Genomic DNA, 26,174 nt, shown 5'->3' with positions numbered 1-26,174 from the left:
GGCCCAGGAAGTACTCCCGGATCCAGGGGTGCGTTGAAGATTCGAGGTCACGGACAGGCGCCGCGGCCACGACATGCTTGTCCGCCAGGACCGCCACCCGTGTGGTGATGGCGTAAAGGGTGTCGAGGTCGTGTGTGATCATGAAGACGGTCAGCCCGAGATTACCGGACAGCTCGAGAATGAGCTCGTCGAAACCTGCAGCTCCGATCGGATCGAGCCCGGCTGTCGGTTCGTCAAGGAACAGCAGTTCGGGATCGAGCGCCAGGGCGCGCGCCAGACCCGCCCTCTTCCTCATGCCGCCCGAGAGTTCCGAGGGCTTCAGGTTGCAGGCGTCCGGGGGAAGCCCCACCAGCCCGATCCGGATTTCCGCAAGCTCCCGGACTGTGGCCCGGGAGAGGTTCGTATGCTCCAGCAGCGGCGCCTCGACATTCTCGGCCACGGTCAGATTCGAGAACAGGGCGCCCTGCTGGAAGAGCACGCCCCAGCGTCTTTCAATGGCGCCCCAGGGTCGGCCGGCGTCGGCGTGGATGTCGTGGCCAAAAACCCTGACCGTGCCTCCCTCCGGCCGCTTCAGGCCGATGATGGAGTTCAGCATCACCGACTTTCCGGACCCTGAGCCTCCGACAACGCCGAGGATCTCTCCCCGTTGGACGGTCAGGTCCAGGTTCTCATGGATCACTCGCGATCCGAACTGGGACCTCAGCCCCACGATTTCGATCGCAGGGGCGTCGTCAGGGGAGGGAGCGGCTTCGGACGCCGTCACAGGTCCAGCTCCATGTAGATGAGGGCGAAGACGGCGTCGATCAGGATGATGGCGAAGATGGCCTGGACGACCGCGGCGGTGACCCGCTGGCCCAGGGACAGGACGTCGCCCTTCACCAGCATGCCCTGCCGGCAGCCGATTCCTGCGATGGCGATGGCCATGACGGGCGCCTTGGAGAGTGCGATCCAGAAGTGCGTATCCCCGACGCTTTCCACCAGACGCGTCATGAAGAAGGTTGGCCCCAGCCCCAGCATCGACCAGGTGACGAGGGCTCCCCCCATGAGCCCGGCGACAGTGGCGACGAAGGTCAGCAGGGGGATGGTCAGGAGCAGGGCGGCGACCCGTGGGAAGACCAAGGCCTCGAAGGGATCGACGCCCATGACCCTCATGGCGTCGACCTCCTGGGTCATTCTCATGGAGCCGATCTCGGCGGCGAAGGCCGATGCGGATCGACCGGCAAGAAGCACGGCGGTGATGACAATGCCGAACTCGCGGGTCACGGCTATGCCGATTAGCTCCACCGCAAAGACCTCGGCGCCGAACTGCCTGAGGGTGTTCACCCCCAGGAGGCCAACGACGGCGCCGATGAAGAATGTGGTCACGGTGACGATGGGCAGGGCGTCCAGGCCGGCCCGCTCGGCCAGAGAGAAGCAGGGCGCCCACCGGATGCGGCGGGGGTCAGACAGCAACCGCCCGGTCACAACCATCAGCCTTCCGGCAAAGGCCAGGGTTCCGTAGGTCTCGTCAACGACACCGGCGACTCCCTTGCCGATGCGCTCAAGGAAGGTGCGGATCGAACTCTTCGGGGGAGTCTTGCGCAGGCGCGATGCGTCCGCCTCGGCCACCATGGCGAGCAGGCGCGAGTGATCCGGGTGGGCCTTGACGCGTTCCAGTTCAGGCTGGGGGCCGAGGGCTCTCAGGACGGCCCAGGCGCCCGCCACATCCATCCTTCGGACATCCGTCAGATCGAGGGCCGAGGCGGGGATGTCCTGGACGGACGAGATGAATGCATCCGCTATGGCCTGCACCGGAGAGCCGCACCAGTCTCCGGCCAACCGGAAAGCGCCCGGTTCTTCGGGGTCGGGCTGACGGAATGTCGGGGTCACGCTCATCAACCTATCCCGCGATGCGGCCACTCTCAGGTAACCTCGATCGCCGGGTTAGACTAGTCCGGCTTGATCCCTATTCGCAAAGCCGTTGTTTCGCATCAGGGGTTACGCAAGGCCGATCTCCCGAAGGCGCTGGGACAGGAATTCTCCTGCGGTGATGTCCGGTTCCGGGGGGCGAAGATGACGACAGGAGGGAAGCGCGGCCAGGGAAAGGTCGGAGTGAGGGTGAAGAAAGAAGGGCATCGAGTAACGGCTGATGTTCGGACCCTCAGGGTTCACAACCCTGTGGGTTGTCGCCGGGATCACTCCGTTCGTCAGACGCGCCAGCATGTCCCCGGAATCGACGATCAGTTTTCCGGGCTCCGTCTCGACAGCGACCCAGCTTCCATCCCGATCACGCAGCTGGAGCCCGGCGCCCCGGGCGGCGACCAGGATGGTGAGGAAGTTGATGTCCTCATGCGCCGCGGAGCGGACAGCTCCCGGCGGGGCGTCCGACGGGACGGGGGGATAGTGCAGGAGCCGAAGGATGGAAGGCCCGAAGCGCACGCGTGAGTCGAACCAGTCCTCCGGAAGGTCCAGCGAGGGCGCCAGGGCGGACAGAAGCAGCTGTCCTGTCCGGTCGAGCCCCTCATAGAGCGCCTGGAATGTGTCCTGGAAGCCGGGGGGTGTCGCGGGCCAGACATTGGGGGGGAGGGGTTCCACCTCCAGGGCCTCAGGGGTCGGCTCCCGGCCGATCTGCCAGAATTCCTTCAGGTCCGGGGCGTGACTGTCGCGCGCGTGCTCCGCACCGAACGGCGTGTAGCCCCGAAGTCCGCCGGCCAGGGCGCGCTTGTCCGTCTCGGGCTGGTCGAAGAGGGCGGCCGAGAGGGCGTAGGCCCGGTCCAGCAGCCCAACAGGCACGTCATGATCGGAGAGGATGACGAACCCCCAGCGCCTGAGGCTGGCGAACAGGGAGTTCTGGAATCTGGCGCGCGTAGCTGGATCGCCGCCGGTGAAATCCGAAAGTCTCAGTTCGGGAACGCTCCCGCTCATGGTCGGTCTCCCGCAATCAGGGCGTCTACCTCCCCGCGCCGCGGGCTGGCCGGCTGGGCTCCGGGTCGGGTGGTGGATAGGGCGGCCGCCGCACAGGCGAAGTCCAGGGCCTCGCCGTCCTGCTGACCTTCCAGCAGGGCCAGCATCAGGGCGGCCGTGAAGACATCACCGGCCCCGGTGGCGTCGACGACCTGGACCCCCGGCGGGCGGGCCTCGGCTGTCATCCGGCCCTGCCGGTAGAGTCGTGCGCCCCTGGCGCCGAAGGTGATGGCCAGAGCGCCGCGGATGTCGTCCGCCCGGGTCCCCAGGGCCCCGGCCTCGAGCTCGTTCACCACCACCAGGTCCGCCCGTGCAAGGCAACGGGCGGGGAGGGGAGAAAACGGGGCGAGGTTCAGGGCGATGAAACCCCGCGCCCGCGCCACGGCGGCCTCGACAACTTCCAACGGGGTCTCCAGCTGGCAGAGGAGAGCCTCCGTGATCAGGGCGGGAAGGTCGGCGGGCGTCATCCGGGCGTTTGCGCCCGAGGCGACGAGGATCTGGTTCTCCCCGCCCGGATCCACCCCGATGAGGGCCACGCCCGTTGTCTCGCCCTGCAGCCGCACGACGCCCGAAAGGTCGACCCCCTCGGCCGAGAGAAGCGCCAGGGCTTCATCGGCAAAGGCGTCTTGCCCGGTCCGCGCCCAAAGCCGCACCCTGGCCCCGAGGCGCGCGAGCGCCAAGGCCTGGTTGGCCCCCTTCCCTCCGGGATGCCTCTGGAGTTTTGCGCCGATCACGGTCTCTCCGGGCCGGGGCAGGGAGGGGGCGCTGGCCACGATGTCGAGGTTCACGGATCCGAGGACCAGGATGGAGGGGCCGTTCATCCGTAGCGCTCCAGAAGGGCTTCGATCCGTGCGAAGGCGGCGTCGGAGTCCGCGCTTGTCGCCCAGCGCGCGTTGGCGGGGAGCCGCTCGCTGGTTCGGAACTCCACGGCTGTGTGGCCGAGGGTCAGGGGGGACTCGGTTTCGACAGCGAGGTGACACGGCCGGAGGGTGAAGATCTCCGGGGCGAGCAGCCAAAGGATCACGCAGGGATCGTGCAGGGGCGGGGGTCCGCCGGTTCCCAGCTCGGCCTCTGTCCGGGCGCTGAAGGCCAGCAGCTGGCGTACGGCGTGCGACTGCGGACTGCGGAGCCGGGCGATCCGATCGCGCCTCGCCTCGGTCGCGGCGACCTGGTGAGTGACATCAAGACCGAGGAGGACAAGGTCCAGCCCCGCCCGGACCACGATGTCGGCCGCGTGAGGATCGGCGTGAATGTTGTACTCCGCCGAGGCGGTGATGTTGCCGCCTTCCCGGCGTGCGCCCCCCATGGCCACCACCTGGCGGATGCGCGGGACGACGTCCGGGGCGCGGCGGATCGCCTCCGCGAGGTTGGTCATGGGTCCAGTGACTGCGATCGTCACCTCACCAGGGGGGCGGTCCCTGAGGACGGAGATCAGGTAGTCCACCGCAGGCCGGATCTCGGGACCCTGCGTCGGGACGCCCGCCGGCAGGTCGCCCAGGCCGCTGGCGCCATGGAAGTGGTCAGCCGCGACGGGAGGGCGGACAAGCGGCCGATCCTGGCCGGCGAAGACAGGGATGTCTGGCCGTCCCGCCAATTCCCGGATGAGGCAGGCGTTGCGGGCGGTAAGGTCGCCCCCGACATTGCCCGCCACCGTGGTGATGGCGAGCAGGTCAAGGGCCTCCGGCGCGGCGAGGGCGAGCAGCAGTGCGACGGCGTCGTCGACCCCAGGGTCGCAGTCGAGGATCAGGGGCAGGCCGGGCATGGCTCAGCTTTCCCCGTTTCGTCCCCTGACGGCAAGTCGCCGGAGCAGCCCGCCTGCTGCGTCAGTTATCCCAGAGAATGTACTCATCCCCGGCCTTCTGAGGACGTCCCGAGGGGTGATCGATGAAGACGGGCCCCTGGAGCAGGGAAGGCCACAGCGGCTTGACGCTCCGGGCGTCCTGCTGGGCGAGGAGGGCCAGCATGGCCTTGACCCGCTCGGGCTCCTGGGCCGAGAGGTCGGTCTTCTCGTAGGGATCAACAGCCAGGTTGTGCAGCCAGACCTTGGACCGGGCCTCGTTGCTCTGCAGCTTCCAGTCCCCGTCGCGCACCGCCTTGTACTGACCCGAGCGCCAGAACAGCACCTGGTGGGGTCGCCCGTCCTTCGCGCCCGTGACGTAGGGGAGGAGGTTCACCCCATCGATCTCACGATCGGCGGGGAGAGGCGCCCCGGCGGCTCCGGCGATGGTCGAGAAGATGTCCACATGGGTGACGGGAGCCGCAAAACGCTGCCCCGACGGCATCCCGCCGGGCCATTTCATGTAGAACGGCGTGCGGATCCCGCCTTCGAAGAAGGTCGACTTCCACCCCCGGAGCGGCTTGTTGATGTCTTCAAGGCCGATATAGCCCGCACCGCCGTTATCGCTGCTGAAGATGATCAGGGTGTCCTTCTCGAGCCCCTCCCGGCGAAGGGTCTCCAGGAGTTTCCCGACATTGCGGTCAAGATTCCGGACCATGGCGGCATAGACGCGCAGCCGGTGATCCTGGATCTGGGGCAGGGCGTCGTAGTCCTCCCGCGTCGCCTGCAGCGGCGTGTGGATCGCATTGGGCGAGAAGTACATGAAGAAGGGCCGGTTCCGGTTCGCCCGGATCGCCTTGACCGCCTCGTCGGTGAGGTAGTCGGTCATGTAGCCCTTCGGCGCAAACATCTCCGAGCCGTTGAACTGGACCATGTAGGGCAGGTTCGGCCACAGGAACCGGTCGATCGGGTCCCAGGGCTGCTTGGCGTTGACAACGGTCTTGTCATTGACCGGCAGGAAGAGCGAGGCCCCGGCCATGAATCCAAGGCTCTCGTCAAAACCCCGGTCCTCGGGCCGGGCGCCCGGTTTCGCTCCCAGGTGCCACTTTCCGAAGTGCAGGGTGTGGTACCCCTGCTTCTGCAGCAGCTCCGGCACCATGATCTCGCTCGCCGGCACGGCCAGCGCCTCCATAGGCGGCACGTCCTTGACGCGATCCCCGAAGAAGCGCGGCTTCACGATGCTGCCGGGTTCGGCCTCGGTGCCCACCATGCGCTGAAAGGCGACCGGCGCCGGGGTGAACTCGAATCCAAATCGGGTGGCGTACCGCCCCGTCATCAGGGACGCCCGGGACGGCGCGCAGGTGGCGTTTCCGGCATACCCATTCTCGAAAATCACCCCCTCACGCCCGAGGGAGTCCATGTTGGGCGTCGGAACGACGCCGCCGGCGACTCCTCCGTTCAGCGTCAGGTCGTTGAACCCCATGTCGTCGACCAGGATCAGAATGACATTGGGTTGTCGTCGCGCCGGGGGCGGATCCGCCGGCCCTTCCAGCCAGGTGACAGGCCGGTTCGGGGCGACGTCCGGGAGCCTCGACTGGGCGATGAAGCTCAGGATCGCGAAACGATTGCTCCAGGCCAGGGCGCCAAGCCCCACAAGAACCAGGGAAACAAGGGCGAGGACCTTGATGATCTTCATTGCTGCGCCTCCTCAGGCGGTCTTCCGGGGTGTGAGTCCCTGTTGCTCCAGACGCCAGCGGAAGGTGTCCATCCGGTCCTGGCCGAAGAAGGGTTCGTTATTGAAGACCATCATCGGGACGCCGTAGTGCCCACCGTCGCGCTGTGCGACCTGATTGTCCTCGATCACGGCATGGAGGCGTCCGGCCTCGGTCTCGACCCGGGCGAACAGCTCCTCGGGGTCGAGTCCGGCCCGGCGGGTCGCCGCGGCGAGGTGGTCGCCCTCGTGCCAGTTATCGACGTCGCCGCTCCAGATGAGCGCGCTGACCTCCTTCAGGAAGGGCAGGCCGCGCCCTGCCTCGGCCGCCAGCACTCCGAGGCGGGTCAACCGGTGAATGTAGGGCTGTTCCGCGGGGTAGGTTCCGGTCGCCATGTCCATGTAAACGGGATCAGGACGCGGCCAGCGGTAGGGCATGCCCAGACGCTCAGCCTCCCGCCGGGTGTCCAGCATCAGGTACGAGAACCAGAGAGGGTCACGGCCCTCGAAGAAGACCGGCGTCCGGACGGCGAGGGGATAGACCGGACGAACCCTGCAGCGCACATCGTAGTCTGTCTCCAGCGACAGCAGGCGGGGTGTCACGAGGTAGGAATAGGGCGAGCGGAAGGACCAGTAGAGGTCATACTCAAGCGTCATGCGCGGGCTCCGGGACGGAATTTGGCGAGTCGGCCCGCCCTGGCATAGGCTGGCCGGCGGGAACCTTTGAAGGGGAGGGGTTGATGCTGGCCTTGAGGATTGTACTGGGAGCCCTCGGGCTTCTGTCATTGATGGTGGCGGGCCGTGTCCTTGCGGATCCCTCCGCCGCCGCCATCCAGTTCGGGCTGGAGGTCAAGGGGGCGCTTGGGCAGGCGACCCTCAGGGCCGATGTCGCCGCCCTGTTCGCCGTGACCGGCGGCCTTTCCGTCTTTGCCGCACTCAAGGGGGACGGGCGCTTTCTGCTGGGACCTGTCTGCCTGATCGGGGCGGCGCTCGCGGGGCGACTTCTGAACCTTGCTGCGGCGGGGTTCACCGTCGAACAGGTCGCTCCCATCCTGACCGAGGTGGTGGTCCTGGCGGTCCTGCTCGCGGGTTTCCGGAGCCTTCGCCCCGTCTCGGCGCCCGCTTCATCGGCCTGAATCCTGAGACGAGGGATGTCGCCCGGCCGTTGCAGGCGTCCGGCCCGGTCGGCCGTGCACTCTCGTTCATTCCCCCTCATGGAGGGAGATTGAAATATCGGCACTCGGAGTGCAACTATTTTACCGTCCGACTATTGCTGTTGCTGCTGCTGCCGCTCCAGCAGGGAGGACCCGCTCCCGGGACGCCGGCGGCCGCCGCCGCGGGCGAAGCTGGGGCTGGCGAGGCGCATGAACTCGGGCTCCCCCGCCGTCGGCCGGGCGCGCCGGACATTCACCCCAACGGCCAGTTGGCTCTCGGCCTCACCCTTGTAGACCCCTCGTGACGGAGGCACGTCCGAATAGTCGCGGCCTATCGCCGCCGAGACGTGCCTTTCTCCGCCAAGGGTGTTGTTGGTCGGGTCGAAGCCGATCCAGCGAGTCGAAGGCAGAAACACCTCCAGCCATGCATGGGATGCGTCGGGGTCCGAGCGGTCTCCACCCTCGCGGTCGGTGAAGAGGTAGCCCGAGACGTAGCGCGCCGGTATTCCCCAGCTGCGGCAAAGGGTGATCATGATGTGGGCGAAGTCCTGGCAGACACCCCTTCGGGCCGACAGGGCGAGGTCTATCGGGCTCTCTGCGTCCGTCACCCCGGGCTCGTAGTCGAATGCGTCATAGATGGTCTCCGCGAGGCGGCGCACCGCCGTGAGCGGGTCGCTGTCCCGCAGACGGTCCAGCGCGCGCTCTACGGAGAAGGCGCGGAGGGCGTCAGTCTCGACACAGAAGCCCTGCAACCGGAGGAAATCGAAGTTCTCGCCCAGAACCCGGTCACTCCTCAGCCTGTCCCACTCGCCAAGATCCAGGGCCGCTGGCAGGGGTTCGGGCGCACTGGTCTCGACGATCGAGCGTGCGGTGATGGTCAGCTGGTCATGCGGATGGGGCACATCGAAGTGATAGACCGCGTTTCCGAAGGGATCGGCGTACGAGAACACCTGGGCGGCGGGATCGAGGTCGAGCTCGAAGCTCGCCAGCCGCTGCCTCGGCGTCTTCTGAGGTTGCATCCAGACCTCCATCACGCTCTCCCGGACAGGGGCGGCGTAATGGTAGCGGGTGACGTGTCTGACCTCGAGAAGCATGGGCGATCCTATGCGGGGAGGCGCATTTCAAGGGAGTAGGCGACGAAGTTCTCGTAGATCCCTGCGTGGAGGCGTGCACACTCCTCCAGAACGGTCGCAACGAGGAGGTCTGAGTCCTCGGCCGTGAGGGTCTCGGCCTCGGCGTACTGAAACCGGGCCTTCAACCTGCCCGCAAGTCGCTCTGGACCCGCTGCGCCGCCGAGGTCCACGTTCCTGCCGACCCCTGAAAGATGCTCCTCGATGCGTGCGGTGGTGAATCTCAGCGACCGTGGAAAGTCTTCGTCGAACATCAGGAACTGGCGAATGAGCCGAGGCTGGATATCGGCCGTGTGCTTGCGCAGATAGGGCTCAAGGGCGCAGCTCATCCTCAGGAGGGCGGTCATGGCCGCGTGTTCCGTGACCGGCCGGCCGAGGCTCCGGCCGAACCCGGCCTGAAGGAGCCGGCCCGTCAGTTGGGCCCGCTCGATGAACACCCCGAGCTGGAGGAAGCCCCAGCCCTCGCCGTGGCTCATCGTGGCGTCCGCCGCGCCCTTGAAGAGATGCAGATCGGCGATGATGTCGTGGAGAAACTGCGAAGGGGCGTCCGAGAACTCCCGGGGTGCGGCAGGCCCTGTGACCCGGAGATAGATGAGGTTCAGCCTTTCCCAGGTCTCTGTGGTGAGCTGGTCACGAACCTGTCGCGCATTCTCCCGGGCCCGGGCGAGGGCGGCCGTGACCGAGTCGCCCTCCTCGCTGTCCATTGTGATCGCCACGGCTGCGTCCCAGGGTGAGACCTCGAACCGGGGATCTCCGTCCGAGATTGCGGAGACCACCATGCGCGCCACCTGGCCAGAGCTCTCTGTCCTGTCGAGTGTGGAGTTCAGGAGCACATCCGCGAGGCGGCACATGTGCTCTGCGCGCTCCACGTATCGACCGATCCAGTAGAGGCTGTCTGCGACCCGGGCGAGCATCATGGTGCGTGGTCCCCCTGTTCGCCGGCGCCCAGCACCCAGGTGTCCTTTGAGCCGCCGCCCTGACTGGAGTTCACGACAAGCGATCCCTTGCGCAGGGCGACGCGGGTGAGCGCGCCGGGGGTGACGCGGATCTTGTCCCCGGAAAGGATGAAGGGCCTGAGATCGACGTGCCGCGGATCGACGGCTCCATCGATCAGGCAAGGGGCTGTCGACAGCTGAATGGTCGGCTGGGCGATGTAGTTGTCAGGATTGGCGCTGAGGGCCTCTGCGAAGCTCTCACGCTCCGCCCGGCTGGCGTGAGGCCCCACCAGCATGCCATAGCCGCCCGAAGCGCCCACCGCCTTGACGACAAGCTTGTCGAGGTTGGCCAGTACGTGGGAGAGCTGGGAGGGCTCGCGGCACAGATAGGTCTCGATGTTCGGGAGAATGGCGTCCTCACCGAGGTAGTAGCTGATGATCTCGGGCACGTAGGCGTAGACGGCCTTGTCGTCCGCCACACCGGTTCCGGGTGCATTGCAGATCACGACGTTTCCGCCGCGGTAGGCGTTGAAGAGGCCCGCTACGCCAAGGCTGGAGTCCCGGCGGAAGGTGAGGGGGTCGATGAAGTCGTCATCGACCCTGCGGTAGATGACGTCCACGCGCCTGAGCCCGGTGGTGGTCCGCATGTAGACCATGTTGTCATGCGTCACGAGGTCTCGCCCCTCAACGAGGGGAACCCCCATCAGGCGGGCCAGGTAGGCATGCTCGAAGTAGGCGGAGTTGTAGACGCCGGGGGTAAGCACCACGACCTGGGGGTTCGGACGCCAGTCCGCAGCCATGCTTCTGAGGGTCGAGAGAAGGAGGTCGGGATACTGTTCGATCCGGCGCACTCCCGCCAGCCGGAACGAGCCGGGGAAGGTCCGCTTCGCCGCCTCCCGATTCGCCAGCATGTAGGAGACGCCCGACGGAACTCGCAGGTTGTCCTCCAGGACTGCGAAGCCGCCATCCGGTTTCCGGATCAGATCGCTCCCGCAGACGTTGGCGTAAGCCTGGTGAGGCACGAAGAGATCCTGCATTTCACGCCGGTAGGACGGCGCCCCCAGAACCAGTTCACGGGGGACCACGCCATCCATCAGGATCTTCTGGTCGCTGTAGACGTCCGCCAGGAACATGTTGAGCGCCCGGAGGCGCTGGACAAGGCCTGCCTCGATGGTGGCCCACTCCTCGGCCGGAATGATCCGCGGCAAGAGGTCGGTCGGAATGATCCTCTCGGTGGAGCTTTCCGCGCCATAGACCGTGAAGGTGATGCCCTGAAGCAGAAAGAACCGCTCGAGAAGCCTCTGCCGTTCGGCAAGATCCTCGTCTGAGAGGCTCGCGACCCGTCGCGCGAGGGCGGCGTAATGCGGACGCACCTCGCCGGAAGGGTCGACCATCTCATCATACGGCGCTTCTGCATGCACAGTTGCGCCGGCGCCCTGCATTGCGTCGGCCAAAGCGTATCTCACCCGGTGCTCCCATCCGTTCGGATACGGAAGGCAGGAGCCTGAAAAACCAGGTCTCTGAATAGAGCGTGGACTGAAGTTTGGCGACAGTCCCTCGCGGAGGCGCCTGAATAATGAGCGCCTGCACGGCCAATGAGCGGAATCGACGTCATGTCGGTGGGTGACATCCTCGGCGGCGGCGGGGTATCTCAGGCCGACGAGCGGAGGCGGACCTTGAAGGGATGGCGACTGTTCCTGGCGGGCCTTGCCGGTCCCCTCCTCCTTTCGGGGCCGTTCGCCCATGCGGAGCCGAGGCTGCGGGCAGAGATCCGTGGTGACCTCCCGGCCGACCTCAGAACCCGCATCGAGGCCGCCGTCGGGGCAATCGACCGACCGGCCCGGAACCGTTTTGACGCCCGGCAGAGGGCTAACGTGGCCGCTGACGAAGCGGCGGCGGTGCTGCGGTCCGAGGGGTACTACGACTTCCGGGTCCGCCCCAATGTCTCGGAAGGCGCCGATGCAGAGCCCTTTGTCGAGGTCGAGATCGGTCCACGGTTCCGAATTGCCAGGCCACAGATCGAGTGGATCGATCCCGCGCCGCCGGAGTCGCTCCAGGTCATGGCGATGGGGGAGGCGAAGATCGAGCCCGGGAGCCCGGCGCGCGCCCTTGACGTCGTGTCTGCGGAGGCCCGGATTCTCTCGGTGGTCCAGCAGGAGGGTTACGCCGACGCCTTCATCGGGCCCCGGGACGTGATTGTCGACCATGCAGACCATACCCTCAGGCCCACCTTCCGCATCAGCGCGGGCCTGCCGGTCCGGCTGGACGCACCGCGGCTGGAGGCCGCCGGCCGCACCAGGCCTGATTGGCTTTCGGATCTGTCGCCCTGGGTTTCCGGGGCTCCCTACGATCCGGCCGCCGTCGCGGAGCTGGAGAGGAGCCTTGTCGAGACCGGGGTTTTTGATCAGGTCTCCGTGAACCTCGCGCCCCTGGAGAACGCCCCCGAGGGCGGGTTGCGACCCGTTCTCGTCTCGCTTTCGGACAAGCGGCCTCATCGGCTTGAGACCGGGGCCAGCTACTCCAGCAGCGAGGGGGTCGGCGCCGACCTGAGATGGACCCACTTCAACAGCTTCGGCCTCGCCGACACGGGGGCGGTCTTCGGCCGGGCTTCGACCGTGGACAGCCGTCTCGGCGTCGAGTTGACCCTGCCGCACTGGAGACGGCTGCGGCAGGCCTTGACCGGGTACGCCGCGGTCTTCAACCGGGAGACATCCGCCTTCGACGAGACCGGGCTTGAAGTCAGGGCGGACATTGAACGAAAGCGGTCAGAGGTTGCGTTTCTGACCCTGGGCGGGGCCCTTGAGTACACCCAGACCCGCGAGAAGGCTGTGGGCGCCGCCGCCTTGATCCGGCGTGAACAGGTCGTGGGCTCCCTGCTCGGGGCCGTGGCCCTGGACCAGACGGATGACGTGCTTGATCCGCGGGCCGGCTGGAGGGTCGACCTTCGGGCCGAGCCGACCCTGGTGACCGGGTCCGTCATCCTGAGCTATGTGAAGGCTTCCGCGCAGGGTTCCGCCTATGTCCCCCTTGCCCCGACGCGTCGCACGGTCCTTGCCGGACGGATCAAGGCCGGGTCGATCCTGGGCGGCACAATCTCCGGTGTCCCTGCGTCCCGGCGGTTCTATGCAGGAGGCGGCGGATCGGTCAGAGGCTATGTCTTCCAGGGGATCGGGCCACATCTTGCGGACAACACCCCGCTGGGGGGTCTCTCGGTGGTCGAGTTTTCGGGAGAGGTGCGGCACAGGCTGTCCGATCAGTGGGGGGTGGTGGCCTTCCTCGACGGCGGCTCCGTTGGCTTGGCCCAGGAGCCGCGGTTCGAGGATCTCGACCTGGGCGTCGGCCTGGGCGTCCGGTTCAATCCCGGGTTCGGCCCTATTCGCTTTGACCTCGCGGTCCCGCTGAACCGTCGATCCGACGATCCTGGGTATCAGATCTATGTCAGCATCGGGCAAAGCTTTTGAAGCCGCCTGAGACCTCTGGCTCCGTGAAGGGGCCCGGTTGGTGGGCCCCGAGGATCGGCCTGGCGGTCCTTGGGGGTGTCTGTCTTCTCGTGGCGTTTTCCCTGATCGCGGCGCCAGTCTTCCTTCGCAGTCCATCCGGTTTGAAGGCGATCGAATCCCTCGCGGACGGGCTCCCGGCGGGCCGGCTTGGACATCTTGTGGTCGAAGGGGTGTCCGGCGACCCTCTCAGGGAGCTTTCGGTCCGCCGGGTCGCCCTCAGGGATAGCCAGGGCGTCTGGCTCGAGGCCCGCAGCCTGAAGGTGGACTGGGACCCGTCGAGGCTTCTCTCGCGGACTGTTGAGATCCGGAGCGCATCAGCCACGCTCATCAGGGTCCTTCGGGCGCCCGTTCTCAGGGCTCCCCAGCCGGAACAGAGCCTGCCGGTGACCGTCAGCATCGGCCGCTTTGGAGCGGTGATCGAGAGTGAGCCCGCCGCGACCGCGCGCCGCGGCGCCTTCCGAGTGAACGGGGCTCTCCAGTTGCGGCGGGATGACGGGGGACTCTCCCTACGGCTCGACGCGGACAGTCTTCTCGCGTCCGGCGACCACCTTGATTTCGCCGTTGAACTCGGGCCGGATCGGCCTCTCGCCCTGAGGGCGTCGGCTCTCGAGGCGCAGGGCGGCGCCATCGCCGGTGCGCTGGGCCTGCCATCCCGCGACCCGTTCCGGCTGACCCTGATCGCTGACGGTGCAGTCGCGCGCGGGCGGGTGGAGGCGGAGCTGTCCTCCGGAAGTCTGAGGCCGGTCTTCATCAAGGGCGGCTGGACCCCCGAGGATGGCCATCTGTCAGGAGAGGTGGACCTGTCCGCCTCAACCTTGACCCGACCGCTTTCGGAACGGATCGGCGAGGTGCTGAAGCTGAAGGGTCAGGCGAAGGGGCTTCGGGATGATCCTGGGAGGTATGAGGGCCGGCTCTCGCTCTCGACCGAGGCGGCGGAGCTTTCTCTCGCGGGACAGGTGGATATCGAGGGGCGTCGAACGGGTCCCGAGGGTCTGGTGCTTGAGGGCTCGGCGCCCTCTCTGGGCCGGATCGCAGGGGTGGGCGAAGGCGGCGCCTTCAGGATCAACGGACGTCTCGAAGGGAAGGCCGACGACTGGGGCTTTGAAGGCCGGGCCGGGATCTCCGGGTATAGCGCGATGGACTACAGTCTCGGCAATCTCGCCGGACCCCTGAAGCTCGCCCTGCGCAATGAACGCCTTGATCTGGACCTTTCGGCCAGGGGCGTAGGGGGGCGCGGTTCGGGTCTCCTGCCCGCCCTGCTCGGACCGGGGCCCGTCATGGAACTGAAGGCCTCACGACTTGCCGACGGCGCCCTCCTCATCGAGGACCTGAAGGCCGAGGGGGCCGGCTTCCGCGTTACCGGAGCTGGATCGCGAGGGCTCCTCGGCGGCCTGTCCTTCTCGGGAACCGCATCGATAAGCCGACTCGACCTGGGTCTGCCTGGGGCGAGGGGGCGACTGACGGGACAATGGCGCGCGCGGTCAGAGTCTTCCCAGGCGCCTTGGAATGTCGCGTTCGAGGCCCGGGGCGAGGGCCTGCGCACCGGTCAGGAGGAGGTTGATCGTCTGCTGGGCGGCCGTCCATCCGTCGACGCGCGCTTCAGGCTCAAAGGGGAAGAGGTCCAGGTTGAAAACCTTGACCTTGTCGGCGCCTCGGTCCGGGCTTCGGCCAAGGGGGGCGTCCTCGCGGCGGGCAGGACCGACCTTGGCTTTGAGTGGTCGGCTTCGGGTCCGTTCCAGGCAGGCCCCGTCGAAGTCGCCGGAAAGGCGTCGGGAACAGGCCGCATCACTGGTCCGCTGGCCTCTCCGCAGGTGCAGATGGGCGCGGGCTTTGACATGATCGAGCTTCCGGGCCTGCAGCTGACGGCTGCCCGGCTTGAGCTGAACTGGACCCCGGACGGAGGTTCGGCGGAGGTCCGCGCGGCAAGCCGCTATGGCCCGGCCATGGCCGCCGCCGAGTTCGCGTTTCCAGGCGGGAACCTTGCATTGCGCAACCTCCGCGTCGACGGTGGAGGGGTGAGGGTAGGAGGCGAGGCGATCCTGGCTGGCGGGGATGCATCGCGCGCGGACCTGACGATCGAGGTGACCCGGGGCGCCCTGCTGTCCGAGGGCTCCGTCAAGGGGGCGCTTCGCATAGAGGAGCGCGCCCGCTCGGGGCTCTGGCTTGACGCTGACCTTGTGGCCAGGAACGCCCTGTCGCCCGGGGAAACCGTCTCCATCGCCGAAGGGCGGTTCCGGGCCGAGGGGCCCCTGGACCGTCTGACCTATGACGTCAATGCGCGGGGCGAGACCCAGGGCGGGGACTGGCGGTTGGACGGGACGGGCCTCGCCACCGGCGCCGGGTCGGTCGTGCGGATTGGCTTCGATGGCTCCGCCGAGGCGGCGGGACGGGAGGTGCGGACCAAAGAGACCGCACGCATCGATCTGGAGGGGTCTTCCCGGAGCGGCAGGTTGCGCCTTGCGCTGGAGCAGGGAGGCTTGGCTTCACTCGACTTCAGTCTTGGGCCGGAAGCCGCCGAGATTCTGGGTCGGGTGGATGACCTTCCTGCAGCCTTCCTGAACCCTGATCTCGCCGGGAAGCTCAATGTCGATTTCAGGATCCGGGGACAGGCCGGCCGGCTGGTCGGCGCGAGTTCCGGCCGGCTCTCGGACGTTCGGGCGAGGGACAGTGAGGTTGCGCTTGGGCTGAATGGGCGTTTCGCCGCAACCCTCTCTGACGAGGAGGTCCGGGTGCAGGCGGATCTGGGCAATGCGCAAGGCATGACCGCAACCTCTGAGGTCACCTTGCCGGTCAAGACCCGACTGTCGGATCTTCAGATCCTGCCGGATCGCGAGCGGCCCCTGCGGGGTGAGGTCCGGGCGAACGGCGAGATCAAGCCGCTTTGGGATCTCCTGGTCGGCGGAGAACAGTCGCTCAGCGGCGTGGTTCGCATGACCGGAGTCCTCGGAGGGACTCTGGCGGCGCCTCGTGCGCAGGGGGAGGCCGAGATCGAGAACGGCGCCTTCTCGGACGCCACGACGGGACTGGTCCTGAAGAACGTCATAGTGCGCTCGAGGCTTTCGGAGACCGAGATCCGGATTGACCGGGCCACAGGCGCCGATGGGCAGGGCGGCGTCCTGTCAGGCTCAGGCGTAATCGCCCTGCAGGAAGGGGCGGCCAGCTCGTTCCGTCTTGATCTCCTCAACTTCAGGGTGATCGACAACGAGCTCGCGACCGCTCTGGCCTCAGGACAGGCGTCGATGACGCGCGCTGCGGATGGCCGGGTCACCCTGAAAGGGGGCCTTACGATCAACAGGGCGGACGTCACCGCCTCGGCCCCGACCCCGACCGGGGTGACCCCTCTTGCCGTTACGGAAATCAACCGCCCTGTCCGTGTTGGCCGCGGGCCTGCGGTGCAGGACATAGGCCCCGCAGTGGCCCTCGACGTCACGCTGAAGGCGCCTCAGCAGGTGTATATCCGCGGGCAGGGCCTGGACCTTGAGATGTCGCTTGACGCCCGGGTCACCGGAACAACCGCGCGTCCCAGGCTTACCGGGCTGGCCAGGGTGATCAGGGGGTCTTACGCCTTCGCCGACAAGCGCTTCGAAATCGACCCGTCCGGGGTGGTCTACCTGTCGCAGGATCCCGCCCGGATCCGGCTTGACCTCGCTGCGGTCCGGGCCGATCCGGCCCTCACGGCGACAGTCCGGATCCGAGGCACGGCGGTACGGCCTGAAGTCACGCTGACATCCACCCCTGCACTGCCGACGGACGAGATCTTCTCGCAGATCCTGTTCGGGCGTTCGGCCTCCCAGCTGTCCCCGCTGGAGACCGCCCAGCTTGCGTCCGCCGTAGCGTCCATGGCCGGCGGCGGCGCTCTCGACGTCATCGGGAATCTGAGAGGCCTTGCCGGGCTCGACCGGCTGACCTTTGCGGGCGGGACGGACGAAGATGGCGTCCAGGTATCCGGTGGCAAATACCTGACGGATAACGTGCTGTTGATCGTGACAGGCGGTGGGCGCGAGGGAGGTTCGGCCCAGGTCGAGTGGAATGTCAGCCGCTCGCTGAGTCTGATCTCGAAGCTCTCGGGGCAGGGAGGGAACACCCTGTCCGTCCGTTGGCGGAGGGATTACTGAGCCCGAAGCTCAGTTGCTGATCCGGGGTCGCAGACGGTAACGGCCGGGTTCGAAGGACTCGAAGAGTTCGGGCGCTTGCGGGTGTCCGACCGGTTCGCCGGTCTCGTCCGCCAGAAGGTTCTGCTCTGAGACATACGCCAGGTATGCGCTGTCCTCGTTCTCCGCCAGCAGGTGGTAGAACGGCTGATCCTTCCGCGGGCGTACATGCTCGGGGATGGACAACCACCACTCCTCGGTATTGTTGAAGGTGGGGTCGACGTCGAAGATCACGCCCCTGAAGGGATAAATCCGGTGCCGGACAACGTCGCCGATTGCGAACTTCGCCTCCCTGACGATCGCGGGATCGGGCTCGCCGGCGGGGCCGGCCGATCTCAGAATGTTCATCACAGCACGCTCCGGGCAACGAGAGCCACACCCCATACCTAATTCAATCGCCGAAGGTCGCAAGACGCCTTCCGGCGCCTTCGGGTCTCGGATAGGCTGCACGAAGAGTGGCGGGACGGCTTGTCCCGCACGTCTGGGACCGGGTTCCATGTCAGAGGCGCCAGGCGCCACCGGCGCCATGCAGGACGGTCGTGAGAAGAGCGGGGTGAAGGAGGGTAGGGTTCTCTACGGCGCCCTCGACCTCGGAACGAACAACTGCCGTCTTCTGATCGCTGCGCCCTCCGGCAGGGGTTTCCGCGTGGTTGACGCCTACTCCCGGATCGTGCGGCTTGGCGAGGGGCTCTCCCAGTCCGGCCGGCTCTCGGACGCCGCCATGGAGCGGGCCCTTGCGGCGCTGCGGGTCAGCGCCGAGAAGGTCCGGAGACGGGGGGTGACCCGCTTCAAGGCGATCGCCACGCAGGCCTGTCGATCTGCAGCGAACGGCGCCGAATTCATTGAACGGGTGGCCGCCGAGACCGGCCTGAGGCTGGAGGTGATCTCGCCGAAGGAAGAGGCGAGGCTATCTGTGGCGGGCTGCGTCAATCTGCTGGATCGGACGGCGGACGCCGCCCTGGTTGTGGACGTGGGCGGCGGCTCCACAGAGTTGTCCTGGATCGATCTTTCCGCAGGACCCGGACCAAGGGGCGGCCAGGCGCCGATACGGGCCTGGTGTTCCATCCCTCTTGGGGTCGTGACCCTCGCAGAGGAATTTCCGGAGGGAAACGGCGAACCTGAGTTGTGGTTCCGGGAGATGGTGGATGCCTTCCGGCGGCGCCTTGAGGGGTTTGTCGGCGCCGAGGCCTTGCGTTCGACCTTTCTGTCGGGGCGCGCACACATTGTGGGGACCTCCGGGGCGATCACCAGTCTTGCCGGAATGCACCTTGACCTCCCCAGATATGACCGCAACCGCGTCGACGGCATCTGGATGACCCGGGCGGAGTGCGAGGCCGCTGCGGATCGTCTCATCTCCATGACCATGGCGGAACGGGCGGCGCAGCCCTGCATCGGTCCGGACCGCGCGGACCTGGTGCTCGCAGGCGCCGCTATTCTGCAGGCCGTTCAAGAGGTTTGGCCCTGCGACCGGGTCAGGGTGGCTGACCGTGGGCTGCGGGAAGGCATTCTCCTGACGATGATGACGCCCCGCAGGCGCAGAGGCGCGAGAATGCGCAAGGGGACCCGGCCCCATGCCTGATCCACCCCGCCGGCGTATGGTGCGCCCGCCCACCGGCGGGGCGGAGGAGGGACGGGTAAAGCCTGCCCGTCTCAAGACCGCCAAGATGAGAACGCCTTCCTCTCAGGCCTGGCTCTCCCGTCAGATCAATGATCCGTGGGCGGCCAAGGCGCGCGCTCACGGCTACCGCAGCCGGGCCGCATACAAGCTGATTGATATCGCGGACCGTTTCGGCCTTCTGAGACCGGGGCAGAGGATCATCGACCTCGGCGCCGCCCCCGGAGGCTGGACGCAGGTCGCCCTTGAGCGGGGCGTCACGCGGATCGCCGGGGTGGACCTCCTGCCGGTCGAGCCCCTGCCGCCCGCCATGTTTCTCCAGATGGACTTCACAGACCCCGCGTGCGGCGACCAGCTCGTCGAAGCGCTGGGAGGCGCGCCCGACCTCGTCGTGTCGGACATGGCGCCCAATACGGTGGGGCACCGGCGCACGGACCATCTCCGCATTGTGGGCCTGATCGATGCGGCTGTGGACTTTGCGGAGGCCGTCCTTCCGCCAGGCGGCGCCTTCGTCGCCAAGGCCTTCCAGGGCGGCGAGATCAGCGAGGTGATGACCCGCCTGAAGCGCAGCTTCGCCCAGGTCCGGAACGTCAAGCCGCCCGCCAGCCGGGCGGACTCCTCGGAGACCTATCTGGTGGCGACCGGATTCCGGGGGCGTACGCCGGGCGGCCTTGCGCAGGAGCCCCGCTAGCCCTTATACGCGGCTCGCAAAATGGAGAGTCTCATGGAGATTCGCGAAGGCCTTACCTTCGACGACGTTTTGCTCGAACCCGGCGCCTCCGAGGTCATGCCAGGGCAGGTAGACACCGTCACCCGGTTCACCCGCGAGATCAGCCTCAACATTCCCATCGTCTCTTCCGCGATGGACACGGTGACTGAGAGCCGGCTGGCCATCGCGATGGCCCAGGCCGGCGGAATGGGAATCCTGCACCGTAACCTGACCGTCGAGGAACAGGCCGACCAGGTGCGCGAGGTGAAGCGCTATGAAAGCGGCATGGTCATCAATCCGGTGACCATCCACCCTGAAACCACCCTGCGGGAAATCCGTGAGATCAAGGCGCGCCGAAAGATTTCGGGTTTTCCGGTGGTCGAGCCCGGGACCGGTCGCCTCGTCGGCATGCTGACCAATCGGGACGTGAGGTTCGAGAGCGGCGAGGAGGTCACCGCGCGTCAGCTGATGACCTCGGAGAACCTGATCACTGTTCGCGAGGGCTGCACTCAGGAGGAGGCGCGGACCCTCCTGCGGCGGCACAAGATCGAACGTCTCATCGTGGTGGATGACGACAACCGGGCGGTCGGGCTGATCACCGTCAAGGACATGGAAAAGGCCCAGGCTCACCCTTCCGCGGCCAAGGACCTTCACGGGCGCCTTCTGGTCGGTGCAGCCTCCACGGTCGGGGATGGCGGTCACGAGCGGTCCCTGGCCCTCGTCGAGGCCGGGGCCGACGTCGTGGTCATCGACACCGCTCACGGCCACAACGCCGACGTCATCCGCGCCGTTGCGCGCCTGCGCCGCGAGGCCAACCGCGTCCAGATCGTCGCCGGCAATGTCGCGACCTACGACGGGACTCGGGCGCTCATCGACGCCGGCGCGGACGCCGTGAAGGTGGGCATTGGTCCCGGGTCCATCTGCACGACGCGCATCGTCGCCGGTGTGGGCGTGCCCCAGCTGACGGCGATCGCCGACGCGGCGCGCGCCGCGCGGGACACCGGGGTTCCGGTCATCGCCGATGGCGGCATCAAGTACTCCGGGGATTTCGCCAAGGCCCTCGCCATGGGCGCCCAGGCGGCGATGATGGGTTCGGCCTTCGCCGGCACGGACGAGGCGCCGGGAGAGGTCTTCCTCTACCAGGGCCGATCCTACAAGGCCTATCGCGGCATGGGTTCCCTGGGCGCCATGGCGAACGGCTCGGCGGACCGCTACTTCCAGAAGGAGGTCTCGGCCCTCAAGCTGGTGCCTGAGGGCATCGAGGGGCAGGTCGCTTACAAGGGACCGATCTCCGCTGTACTTCACCAGATGGTGGGCGGCCTGAGGGCCGCCATGGGCTATGTCGGAGCCGCCGACATCCCGTCCTTCCAGGCCAAGGCGCGGTTCGTCCGGATCACCGGCGCGGGCCTGCGCGAGAGCCACGTTCACGACGTCATGATGACCCGTGAGGCCCCCAACTATACGAGCCCTGTCTGACATGGTCGCAGAACCTGAACTGCTTCTTCTCGGCGCCGCCATCGCGATCGGCCTGGTCCAGCTGATGTGGGCCGCAGCCGCGGCCCGCCGCCAGCAGGACCTCAAGTGGGCCGCCGGTGCGCGCGATGAGGCCATGCCCATCTCCGGCGTGGCTGCGAGGCTTGATCGCGCCTTCCGCAACTTCATGGAGACCTTCCCATTGTTCGCTGCGGCGGTTCTCGCCGTGGTGATCGCGGGCAAGACCGGGACCCTGAGCCTCTGGGGCGCCGCCCTGTACGTCGTCTGTCGGGCGGTCTATGCGCCGATTTATGCGTCGGGGACCTACATGGTCCGGAGCCTGGTCTGGACCCTCTCCCTGGTCGGCCTCGGCATGGTGGTCGCGGCGCTCTTCCTTGCGTGACGGCGGCCGCATCGAGGCGGCCATCCGCGTCCTGACGGTGATCGAGACGGCGCGGCGTCCGGCGAGGCTGGCCCTGAAGGCCTGGAGCGACAGCGCCCGCTACGCCGGCTCCGGAGACCGGGCCTTCGTGGCCGGACTGGTGCTGGACGCCCTGCGACGGCGTCGCTCCGCGGCATGGCGGATGGGTTCGGACAGTCCCCGCGGCGCGGTTCTTGGCGTCCTCGCCCTGCACTGGGCCTGGCCGATCGAGCGCATCGCTGCGGCCTTCGCCGAGACGCCTCACGGGCCCGGTGAACTCGACCGGGATGAGGCCGCCGGTCTCGTCGCCCCCCGGGATCCGGCCAACGCCCCCGACGCGGTCGCCGCAGACCTGCCGGACTGGCTGGCACCTGCCTTCGCGCGCGTGTTCGGCGACCGCCTCCGGACCGAGGCCGAGGCCCTGGCCCGGCGCGCGCCTGTGGACCTGCGGGTCAATACCCTGAAGAGTGACCCGGCCCGGGCGCTGAAGGCCGCCGGGCCCCTTGGCGCCCATCCTTTACCGGGCCTGCCCCTGGCCCTCAGAATCGATCCCCCGGTCGCCTCCGAGAGGGCCCCGTCTGTCGAGAGCCTTCCGGAGTTTGTGAAGGGCTGGATGGAGGTCCAGGACGCCGGCTCACAGATCGCCGCAGCCTGCGCCGGGGAGGTGAGGGGGCTCCAGGTCCTGGACCTCTGCGCGGGAGGCGGGGGAAAGACCCTGGCCCTGGCCGCCGCCATGGGATCGACCGGACAGGTCTACGCCTACGATTCCGACGCCCGGCGCCTTGCCGACACCGTGCGCCGGGCCGAGCGGGCCGGGGTGCGCAACCTGCAGGTCCGCACGCCCTTGCGCCCCGATCCCCTCAAGGACCTCGAAGGCCGGATGGACCTCGTCTTCATTGACGCCCCCTGCTCCGGGTCGGGCGCCTGGCGCCGGCACCCGGACACCAAGTGGCGGCTGACTCCCGAGGCCCTGGCGCGACGCCAGGCGGATCAGGATGCAGTCCTGGACGCCGGGGTCGCCTTTGTCCGTCCCGGCGGGCGGCTGGTCTATGTCACCTGCTCGGTCCTGGCCGAGGAGAACGAGGACCGGGTCGCCGCCTTCCTGGGCCGGCATCGGGATTTCCGCGTCCGTCCCGCCACGGATGACCCCCACTGGCTTCCCCGCCTGACGGCGGAGGGCTATCTCCGGCTGACCCCTGCGTCCTCGGACACCGACGGATTCTTCGTCGCCGTCCTGGCCCGGGCCGATGGAAGGACCCCCGAATGACCGCCGCCCCCGTGCATGAACGCGTTCTGATCGTCGACTTCGGCAGCCAGGTGACCCAGCTGATCGCCCGGCGGCTTCGCGAGAGCGGTGTCTATTGCGAAATCCATCCCTACGACCGCATCGAGCCCATGCTGGACGCCTTCGCGCCCAAGGCGGTGATCCTGTCCGGCGGCCCGGCCAGCGTGCACGAGGACGACAGCCCGTCGGTCACCTCCCGTGTCTTCGAGCTCGGCGTGCCCGTCCTGGGCATCTGCTATGGCGAGATGACCCTCTGCGCCCAACTGGGCGGACGGGTCGAGGGCGGCCACGACCGGGAGTTCGGCCGCGCCGAGATCCGCATCGAGCGGGAGTCGCCGCTGCTGCATGGCCTGGGCGATGTCGGCGACCGGGAGATCGTCTGGATGAGCCATGGCGACAAGGTCACCGCCATCCCGCCGGGCTTCGAGGTGGTTGCTTCCTCCGAGGGCAGCCCCTTCGCGGTGATCGCCGACGAGGGCCGGCGATTCTATGGCGTCCAGTTCCACCCGGAGGTGGCCCACACGCCGCGGGGCGCCCTGATCCTGCGTAACTTCACCCATCGCATCGCCGGCCTGTCCGGCGACTGGACCATGGCCTCCTTCCGCCAGGAGGCGGTGGGGCGCATCCGCGAGCAGGTCGGCGAGGGCAGGGTGATCTGCGGCCTGTCCGGCGGCGTGGACTCCTCCGTCGCCGCCGTCCTGATCCATGAGGCCATCGGCGACCAGCTGACCTGCGTCTTCGTGGACACTGGCCTGTTGCGCCTGAACGAGGCCGAGCAGGTCGTGACCATGTTCCGCGACCACTACAACATACCCCTCGTGCACGTTGATGCAGGCGACCTTTTCCTGGGTGAGCTGAGAGGCGTCACCGACCCGGAGACCAAGCGCAAGACCATCGGCAGGCTGTTCGTCGACGTTTTCGACCGCGAGGCGGCGAAGATCGAGGGCGCCGCCTTCCTGGCCCAGGGCACCCTCTATCCAGACGTGATCGAGAGCGTCTCGGCCCGGGGCGGGCCCTCGGCGGTCATCAAGAGCCACCACAATGTCGGCGGCCTGCCGGACTACATGAAGCTGAAGCTGGTCGAACCCTTGCGCGAGCTCTTCAAGGACGAGGTCCGCGCCCTGGGCGTGGAGCTGGGCCTGCCGCCGCAGTTCGTTGGCCGCCATCCCTTCCCGGGGCCTGGCCTCGCCATCCGTATCCCCGGCGAGATCACGCCGGAAAAGGTGGCCGTCCTCCAGAAGGCCGACGCCATCTACCTGGAGGAGATCCGCAAGGCTGGCCTCTACGACAGCATCTGGCAGGCCTTCGCCGTGCTGCTGCCGGTGAAGACCGTCGGCGTCATGGGCGACGCCCCGACCTACGAGGACGTCCTGGCCCTGCGCGCCGTGACCTCCACTGACGGCATGACCGCTGACTTCTTCGAGTTCCCCTGGGAGGTTCTCGGCCGCTGCGCCACCCGGATCATCAACGAGGTGAGGGGGGTCAACCGCGTGGTCTACGACGTGACGTCCAAGCCGCCGGGGACGATCGAGTGGGAATAATTTTTGCCCATCCGAGGGTATCCGAAACTACGCTAGAATACGACATAACCACCTGAAAAACAAAAACAATTCATCCTAGACCTATCGAGAGCTATCGGTGGGCATGGAACGCGTCTGTCGTGCCCGCTGACGGACCGCGCCCCCGTTGATCATCCTGAAAATCGAAAGTACCGTCAGAGCGACAGAGGCTCTTGACGGTACTTTTTTCAGCCTAACACGCTGAACATAAATGGAAAAGTTCGTCGAAAGCCTCCAAAAACCGCGTGACGGTCTTTTTGCGCGAGGAGGCCCAGAATGTTGACGGATGCGGCACTCAAGTGTCTGAAACCAAAAGCCAAAATGTACAAGGTGACTGATCGTGACGGCATGTATGTGCGCGTCGCACCCACAGGCGGCATCTCGTTCAGGCTCGACTACCGGCTGAATGGCAGGCGCGAGACCGTCCATCTGGGCAAGTACGCCCGAGATGGGATCTCGCTCGCCAGGGCGCGCGAACTATGTCTGGACGCGAAACGGATGATCGCCGAGGGGCGGTCCCCCGCCATCGAGAAGCAGCGGGATAAGCGCCGGATCAAGGAGGCTAAGAGCTTCGGTGAGTTCGGCGAGAAGTGGCTGACGGGCGCGCCCATGGCGGACAGCACGCGCGCCATGCGCCGCGCCATCTTCGAGCGCGAACTCAAGCCCGTCTGGCGGAACCGGTTGTTGACCGAGATAACGCCTGATGACCTGCGCGCTCACTGCGCCAAGATCGTGGAACGGGGCGCGCCGGCGACAGCCATCCATGTGCGGGATATCCTGAAGCAGATCTACGCCTTCGCCATTCTGCATGGCGAGAAGGTCGCGAACCCGGCCGATGATGTCGGTCCTGCTTCGATCGCCACCTTCACGCCCAAGGACCGGGCGCTTTCGCCGACCGAGATCCGCATCATGCTCAAGCAGCTCGAACATGTCGCGACGTTGCCGACGATCCGTCTCGGCATGAAACTCTACCTCCTCACCATGGTCCGGAAGAGCGAGCTGCAGGACGCGGTCTGGGATGAGGTCGATTTCGAAAACGCCGTCTGGACGATCCCGAAGGAGCGCATGAAGCGATCGAAGCCGCACAATGTCTACCTGTGCCGGCAGACCCTCGACATCATGATTGCGCTCAAGACCTGCGCCGGCAATTCCCGGTATCTGCTGCCGTCCCGGTACGATGCGGACGCGCCGATGTCGCGGGCGACCTTTAACCGGGTCACCTACGCCGTTGTCGAACAGGCCAAGAAGGAGGGGCTGCCGCTGGAGCCGTTCACGGTCCATGATCTTCGGCGCACGGGGTCGACGCTGCTCAACGAGCTGGGCTTCAACCGCGACTGGATCGAGAAGTGCCTGGCGCACGAGGATGGGCGTTCATCGCGCGGCGTCTACAACAAGGCCGAGTACGAAGTTCAGCGTCGCCACATGATGCAGGAATGGGCTGACACCGTCGATGCCTGGGTCGAGGGCCGGAAGTATGTTCCGACGCTGTTGCCGACAGTCATGCCGCCTATCGCGCTCGATCCTGCCCTTTGACTGGCCGGGAATGGCGTTTGGTCACATCGGGATGCTGAGCGCGGGCGATCGGTTTCGCGCGCCGTGCCAGCAACCAGGCCTGGACCTCCGCAAGATCCCAGACGATGCAGCGCGGCGACAGCGCGAAACGCCGCGGAAAGTCGCCGCGCTGCTCCATCTCGTAGATCGTGCTGTCGGCCAGGGGCACCATCTCTCGCAGTTGGTGCCGCCTGATGGTCTTCCGGATCTCCAAAGGCTCACTCTGACCCATGCTCACTCTCCTTCGCGGCTGTCGCTGG

General features: G+C 67.1%; 21 protein-coding genes and 1 pseudogene. 10 read left to right on the top strand and 12 right to left on the bottom strand.

Annotated features, from left to right (window positions below; genetic code table 11):
• From INE98_RS02475 to INE98_RS02445, 7 genes are all read right to left on the bottom strand, one after another.
• The coding region (locus INE98_RS02475; protein ID WP_293536280.1) for an ABC transporter ATP-binding protein at positions 1-763 on the bottom strand (763 nt) is incomplete at its 3' end.
• Positions 760-1,875, bottom strand: a complete 1,116-nt coding sequence (locus INE98_RS02470; RefSeq protein ID WP_293536279.1) for an ABC transporter permease — start codon at positions 1,873-1,875, stop codon at positions 760-762. The genes INE98_RS02470 and INE98_RS02475, both read right to left, overlap by 4 nt.
• Positions 1,876-1,977: 102 nt before the next feature.
• Positions 1,978-2,904: a 2-oxoglutarate and iron-dependent oxygenase domain-containing protein gene (locus INE98_RS02465; RefSeq protein WP_293536277.1), complete on the bottom strand. Its 927-nt coding sequence runs from the start codon at positions 2,902-2,904 to the stop codon at positions 1,978-1,980.
• A complete protein-coding gene (locus INE98_RS02460) occupies positions 2,901-3,764 on the bottom strand; it encodes a ribokinase (RefSeq protein ID WP_293536275.1) in 864 nt (287 codons plus the stop codon). The genes INE98_RS02465 and INE98_RS02460 overlap by 4 nt, the downstream gene beginning before the upstream one ends.
• On the bottom strand, positions 3,761-4,705 hold the full coding sequence (locus INE98_RS02455; protein ID WP_293536273.1) for a nucleoside hydrolase: 945 nt from the start codon (positions 4,703-4,705) through the stop codon (positions 3,761-3,763). Before INE98_RS02455 ends, INE98_RS02460 begins: the two co-directional genes overlap by 4 nt.
• Positions 4,706-4,766: 61 nt before the next feature.
• Positions 4,767-6,416, bottom strand: a complete 1,650-nt coding sequence (locus INE98_RS02450; protein ID WP_293536271.1) for a sulfatase-like hydrolase/transferase — start codon at positions 6,414-6,416, stop codon at positions 4,767-4,769.
• 12 nt (positions 6,417-6,428) lie between these two features.
• Entirely contained in the window at positions 6,429-7,088 is a 660-nt protein-coding gene (locus INE98_RS02445) for a 2-hydroxychromene-2-carboxylate isomerase (protein ID WP_293536270.1), read from the bottom strand.
• Between the two features lie 83 nt (positions 7,089-7,171).
• On the opposite strand from INE98_RS02445, the gene INE98_RS02440 reads away from it, so the two are divergent.
• The gene (locus INE98_RS02440) at positions 7,172-7,567 is read left to right on the top strand and encodes a hypothetical protein (protein ID WP_293536268.1); all 396 of its coding nucleotides are present in this window, start codon (positions 7,172-7,174) and stop codon (positions 7,565-7,567) included.
• A 131-nt stretch (positions 7,568-7,698) separates the two neighbouring features.
• On the opposite strand, the gene INE98_RS02435 is transcribed toward INE98_RS02440, so the two are convergent.
• The 3 genes and pseudogenes from INE98_RS02435 to INE98_RS02425 form a co-directional block, all read right to left on the bottom strand.
• Positions 7,699-8,679: a transglutaminase family protein gene (locus INE98_RS02435; RefSeq protein WP_293536266.1), complete on the bottom strand. Its 981-nt coding sequence runs from the start codon at positions 8,677-8,679 to the stop codon at positions 7,699-7,701.
• Positions 8,680-8,687: 8 nt separating this feature from the next.
• The gene (locus INE98_RS02430) at positions 8,688-9,632 is read right to left on the bottom strand and encodes an alpha-E domain-containing protein (RefSeq protein ID WP_293536264.1); all 945 of its coding nucleotides are present in this window, start codon (positions 9,630-9,632) and stop codon (positions 8,688-8,690) included.
• Positions 9,619-11,092, bottom strand: a pseudogene (locus tag INE98_RS02425) (circularly permuted type 2 ATP-grasp protein); the annotation flags it as partial. The gene INE98_RS02430 and the pseudogene INE98_RS02425, both read right to left, overlap by 14 nt.
• A 153-nt stretch (positions 11,093-11,245) precedes the next feature.
• Between INE98_RS02425 and INE98_RS02420 the strand changes: the two are divergent.
• On the top strand, positions 11,246-13,111 hold the full coding sequence (locus tag INE98_RS02420; RefSeq protein WP_293536262.1) for an autotransporter assembly complex family protein: 1,866 nt from the start codon (positions 11,246-11,248) through the stop codon (positions 13,109-13,111).
• 23 nt (positions 13,112-13,134) lie between these two features.
• Positions 13,135-17,265 carry a translocation/assembly module TamB domain-containing protein gene (locus INE98_RS02415; RefSeq protein ID WP_293536261.1) on the top strand — a complete coding sequence of 1,377 codons (4,131 nt, stop codon included), beginning with the start codon at positions 13,135-13,137 and terminating at the stop codon, positions 17,263-17,265.
• A gap of 9 nt (positions 17,266-17,274) precedes the next feature.
• On the opposite strand, the gene hspQ is transcribed toward INE98_RS02415, so the two are convergent.
• A complete protein-coding gene (gene hspQ / locus INE98_RS02410; RefSeq protein ID WP_293536259.1) occupies positions 17,275-17,649 on the bottom strand; it encodes a heat shock protein HspQ in 375 nt (124 codons plus the stop codon).
• Between the two features lie 148 nt (positions 17,650-17,797).
• On the opposite strand from hspQ, the gene INE98_RS02405 reads away from it, so the two are divergent.
• The 7 genes from INE98_RS02405 to INE98_RS02375 all read left to right on the top strand — a co-directional run bounded on the left by INE98_RS02405 (position 17,798) and on the right by INE98_RS02375 (position 25,896).
• A complete protein-coding gene (locus INE98_RS02405) occupies positions 17,798-18,880 on the top strand; it encodes a Ppx/GppA phosphatase family protein (protein WP_293536257.1) in 1,083 nt (360 codons plus the stop codon).
• On the top strand, positions 18,873-19,607 hold the full coding sequence (locus tag INE98_RS02400; protein ID WP_293536256.1) for an RlmE family RNA methyltransferase: 735 nt from the start codon (positions 18,873-18,875) through the stop codon (positions 19,605-19,607). Before INE98_RS02405 ends, INE98_RS02400 begins: the two co-directional genes overlap by 8 nt.
• 33 nt (positions 19,608-19,640) lie before the next feature.
• Complete coding sequence (gene guaB, locus INE98_RS02395; RefSeq protein ID WP_293536254.1) at positions 19,641-21,101, top strand: IMP dehydrogenase; 1,461 nt, start codon at positions 19,641-19,643, stop codon at positions 21,099-21,101.
• 1 nt (position 21,102) lies between these two features.
• Complete coding sequence (locus tag INE98_RS02390) at positions 21,103-21,501, top strand: MAPEG family protein (protein ID WP_293536253.1); 399 nt, start codon at positions 21,103-21,105, stop codon at positions 21,499-21,501.
• Positions 21,494-22,786 (top strand): RsmB/NOP family class I SAM-dependent RNA methyltransferase, encoded by a 1,293-nt coding sequence (locus INE98_RS02385; RefSeq protein WP_293536251.1) that lies wholly within the window; start codon positions 21,494-21,496, stop codon positions 22,784-22,786. The genes INE98_RS02390 and INE98_RS02385 overlap by 8 nt, the downstream gene beginning before the upstream one ends.
• Positions 22,783-24,345: a glutamine-hydrolyzing GMP synthase gene (gene guaA, locus INE98_RS02380; RefSeq protein ID WP_293536249.1), complete on the top strand. Its 1,563-nt coding sequence runs from the start codon at positions 22,783-22,785 to the stop codon at positions 24,343-24,345. Before INE98_RS02385 ends, guaA begins: the two co-directional genes overlap by 4 nt.
• 294 nt (positions 24,346-24,639) lie before the next feature.
• Positions 24,640-25,896 (top strand): site-specific integrase, encoded by a 1,257-nt coding sequence (locus tag INE98_RS02375; protein WP_293536248.1) that lies wholly within the window; start codon positions 24,640-24,642, stop codon positions 25,894-25,896.
• Here INE98_RS02375 and INE98_RS02370 read toward each other — a convergent pair.
• Positions 25,871-26,146: an AlpA family transcriptional regulator gene (locus INE98_RS02370; protein WP_293536246.1), complete on the bottom strand. Its 276-nt coding sequence runs from the start codon at positions 26,144-26,146 to the stop codon at positions 25,871-25,873. The two genes, INE98_RS02375 and INE98_RS02370, sit on opposite strands and share 26 nt — an antisense overlap.
• Positions 26,147-26,174: the final 28 nt, after the last annotated feature.

Source organism: Phenylobacterium sp. (assembly GCF_020253645.1).
GTDB lineage: Bacteria > Pseudomonadota > Alphaproteobacteria > Caulobacterales > Caulobacteraceae > Phenylobacterium.
Note: the sequence above shows the minus strand (reverse complement) of the source record. Positions and strands in the feature narration are given on the sequence as shown.

Bases quoted from the DNA above. Each gene is read 5' to 3' on its own strand.
- INE98_RS02465 (WP_293536277.1), bottom strand. From the start codon at position 2,904: ATGAGCGGGAGCGTTCCCGAACTGAGACTTTCGGATTTCACCGGCGGC.
- INE98_RS02470 (WP_293536279.1), bottom strand. From the start codon at position 1,875: ATGAGCGTGACCCCGACATTCCGTCAGCCCGACCCCGAAGAACCGGGC.
- INE98_RS02455 (WP_293536273.1), bottom strand. From the start codon at position 4,705: ATGCCCGGCCTGCCCCTGATCCTCGACTGCGACCCTGGGGTCGACGAC.
- INE98_RS02445 (WP_293536270.1), bottom strand. From the start codon at position 7,088: ATGACGCTTGAGTATGACCTCTACTGGTCCTTCCGCTCGCCCTATTCC.
- INE98_RS02420 (WP_293536262.1), top strand. From the start codon at position 11,246: ATGAGCGGAATCGACGTCATGTCGGTGGGTGACATCCTCGGCGGCGGC.
- hspQ (WP_293536259.1), bottom strand. From the start codon at position 17,649: ATGAACATTCTGAGATCGGCCGGCCCCGCCGGCGAGCCCGATCCCGCG.
- INE98_RS02370 (WP_293536246.1), bottom strand. From the start codon at position 26,146: ATGGGTCAGAGTGAGCCTTTGGAGATCCGGAAGACCATCAGGCGGCAC.
- INE98_RS02405 (WP_293536257.1), top strand. From the start codon at position 17,798: ATGTCAGAGGCGCCAGGCGCCACCGGCGCCATGCAGGACGGTCGTGAG.
- guaB (WP_293536254.1), top strand. From the start codon at position 19,641: ATGGAGATTCGCGAAGGCCTTACCTTCGACGACGTTTTGCTCGAACCC.
- guaA (WP_293536249.1), top strand. From the start codon at position 22,783: ATGACCGCCGCCCCCGTGCATGAACGCGTTCTGATCGTCGACTTCGGC.
- INE98_RS02440 (WP_293536268.1), top strand. From the start codon at position 7,172: ATGCTGGCCTTGAGGATTGTACTGGGAGCCCTCGGGCTTCTGTCATTG.
- INE98_RS02450 (WP_293536271.1), bottom strand. From the start codon at position 6,416: ATGAAGATCATCAAGGTCCTCGCCCTTGTTTCCCTGGTTCTTGTGGGG.
- INE98_RS02375 (WP_293536248.1), top strand. From the start codon at position 24,640: ATGTTGACGGATGCGGCACTCAAGTGTCTGAAACCAAAAGCCAAAATG.
- INE98_RS02400 (WP_293536256.1), top strand. From the start codon at position 18,873: ATGCCTGATCCACCCCGCCGGCGTATGGTGCGCCCGCCCACCGGCGGG.
- INE98_RS02460 (WP_293536275.1), bottom strand. From the start codon at position 3,764: ATGAACGGCCCCTCCATCCTGGTCCTCGGATCCGTGAACCTCGACATC.
- INE98_RS02435 (WP_293536266.1), bottom strand. From the start codon at position 8,679: ATGCTTCTCGAGGTCAGACACGTCACCCGCTACCATTACGCCGCCCCT.
- INE98_RS02390 (WP_293536253.1), top strand. From the start codon at position 21,103: ATGGTCGCAGAACCTGAACTGCTTCTTCTCGGCGCCGCCATCGCGATC.
- INE98_RS02430 (WP_293536264.1), bottom strand. From the start codon at position 9,632: ATGATGCTCGCCCGGGTCGCAGACAGCCTCTACTGGATCGGTCGATAC.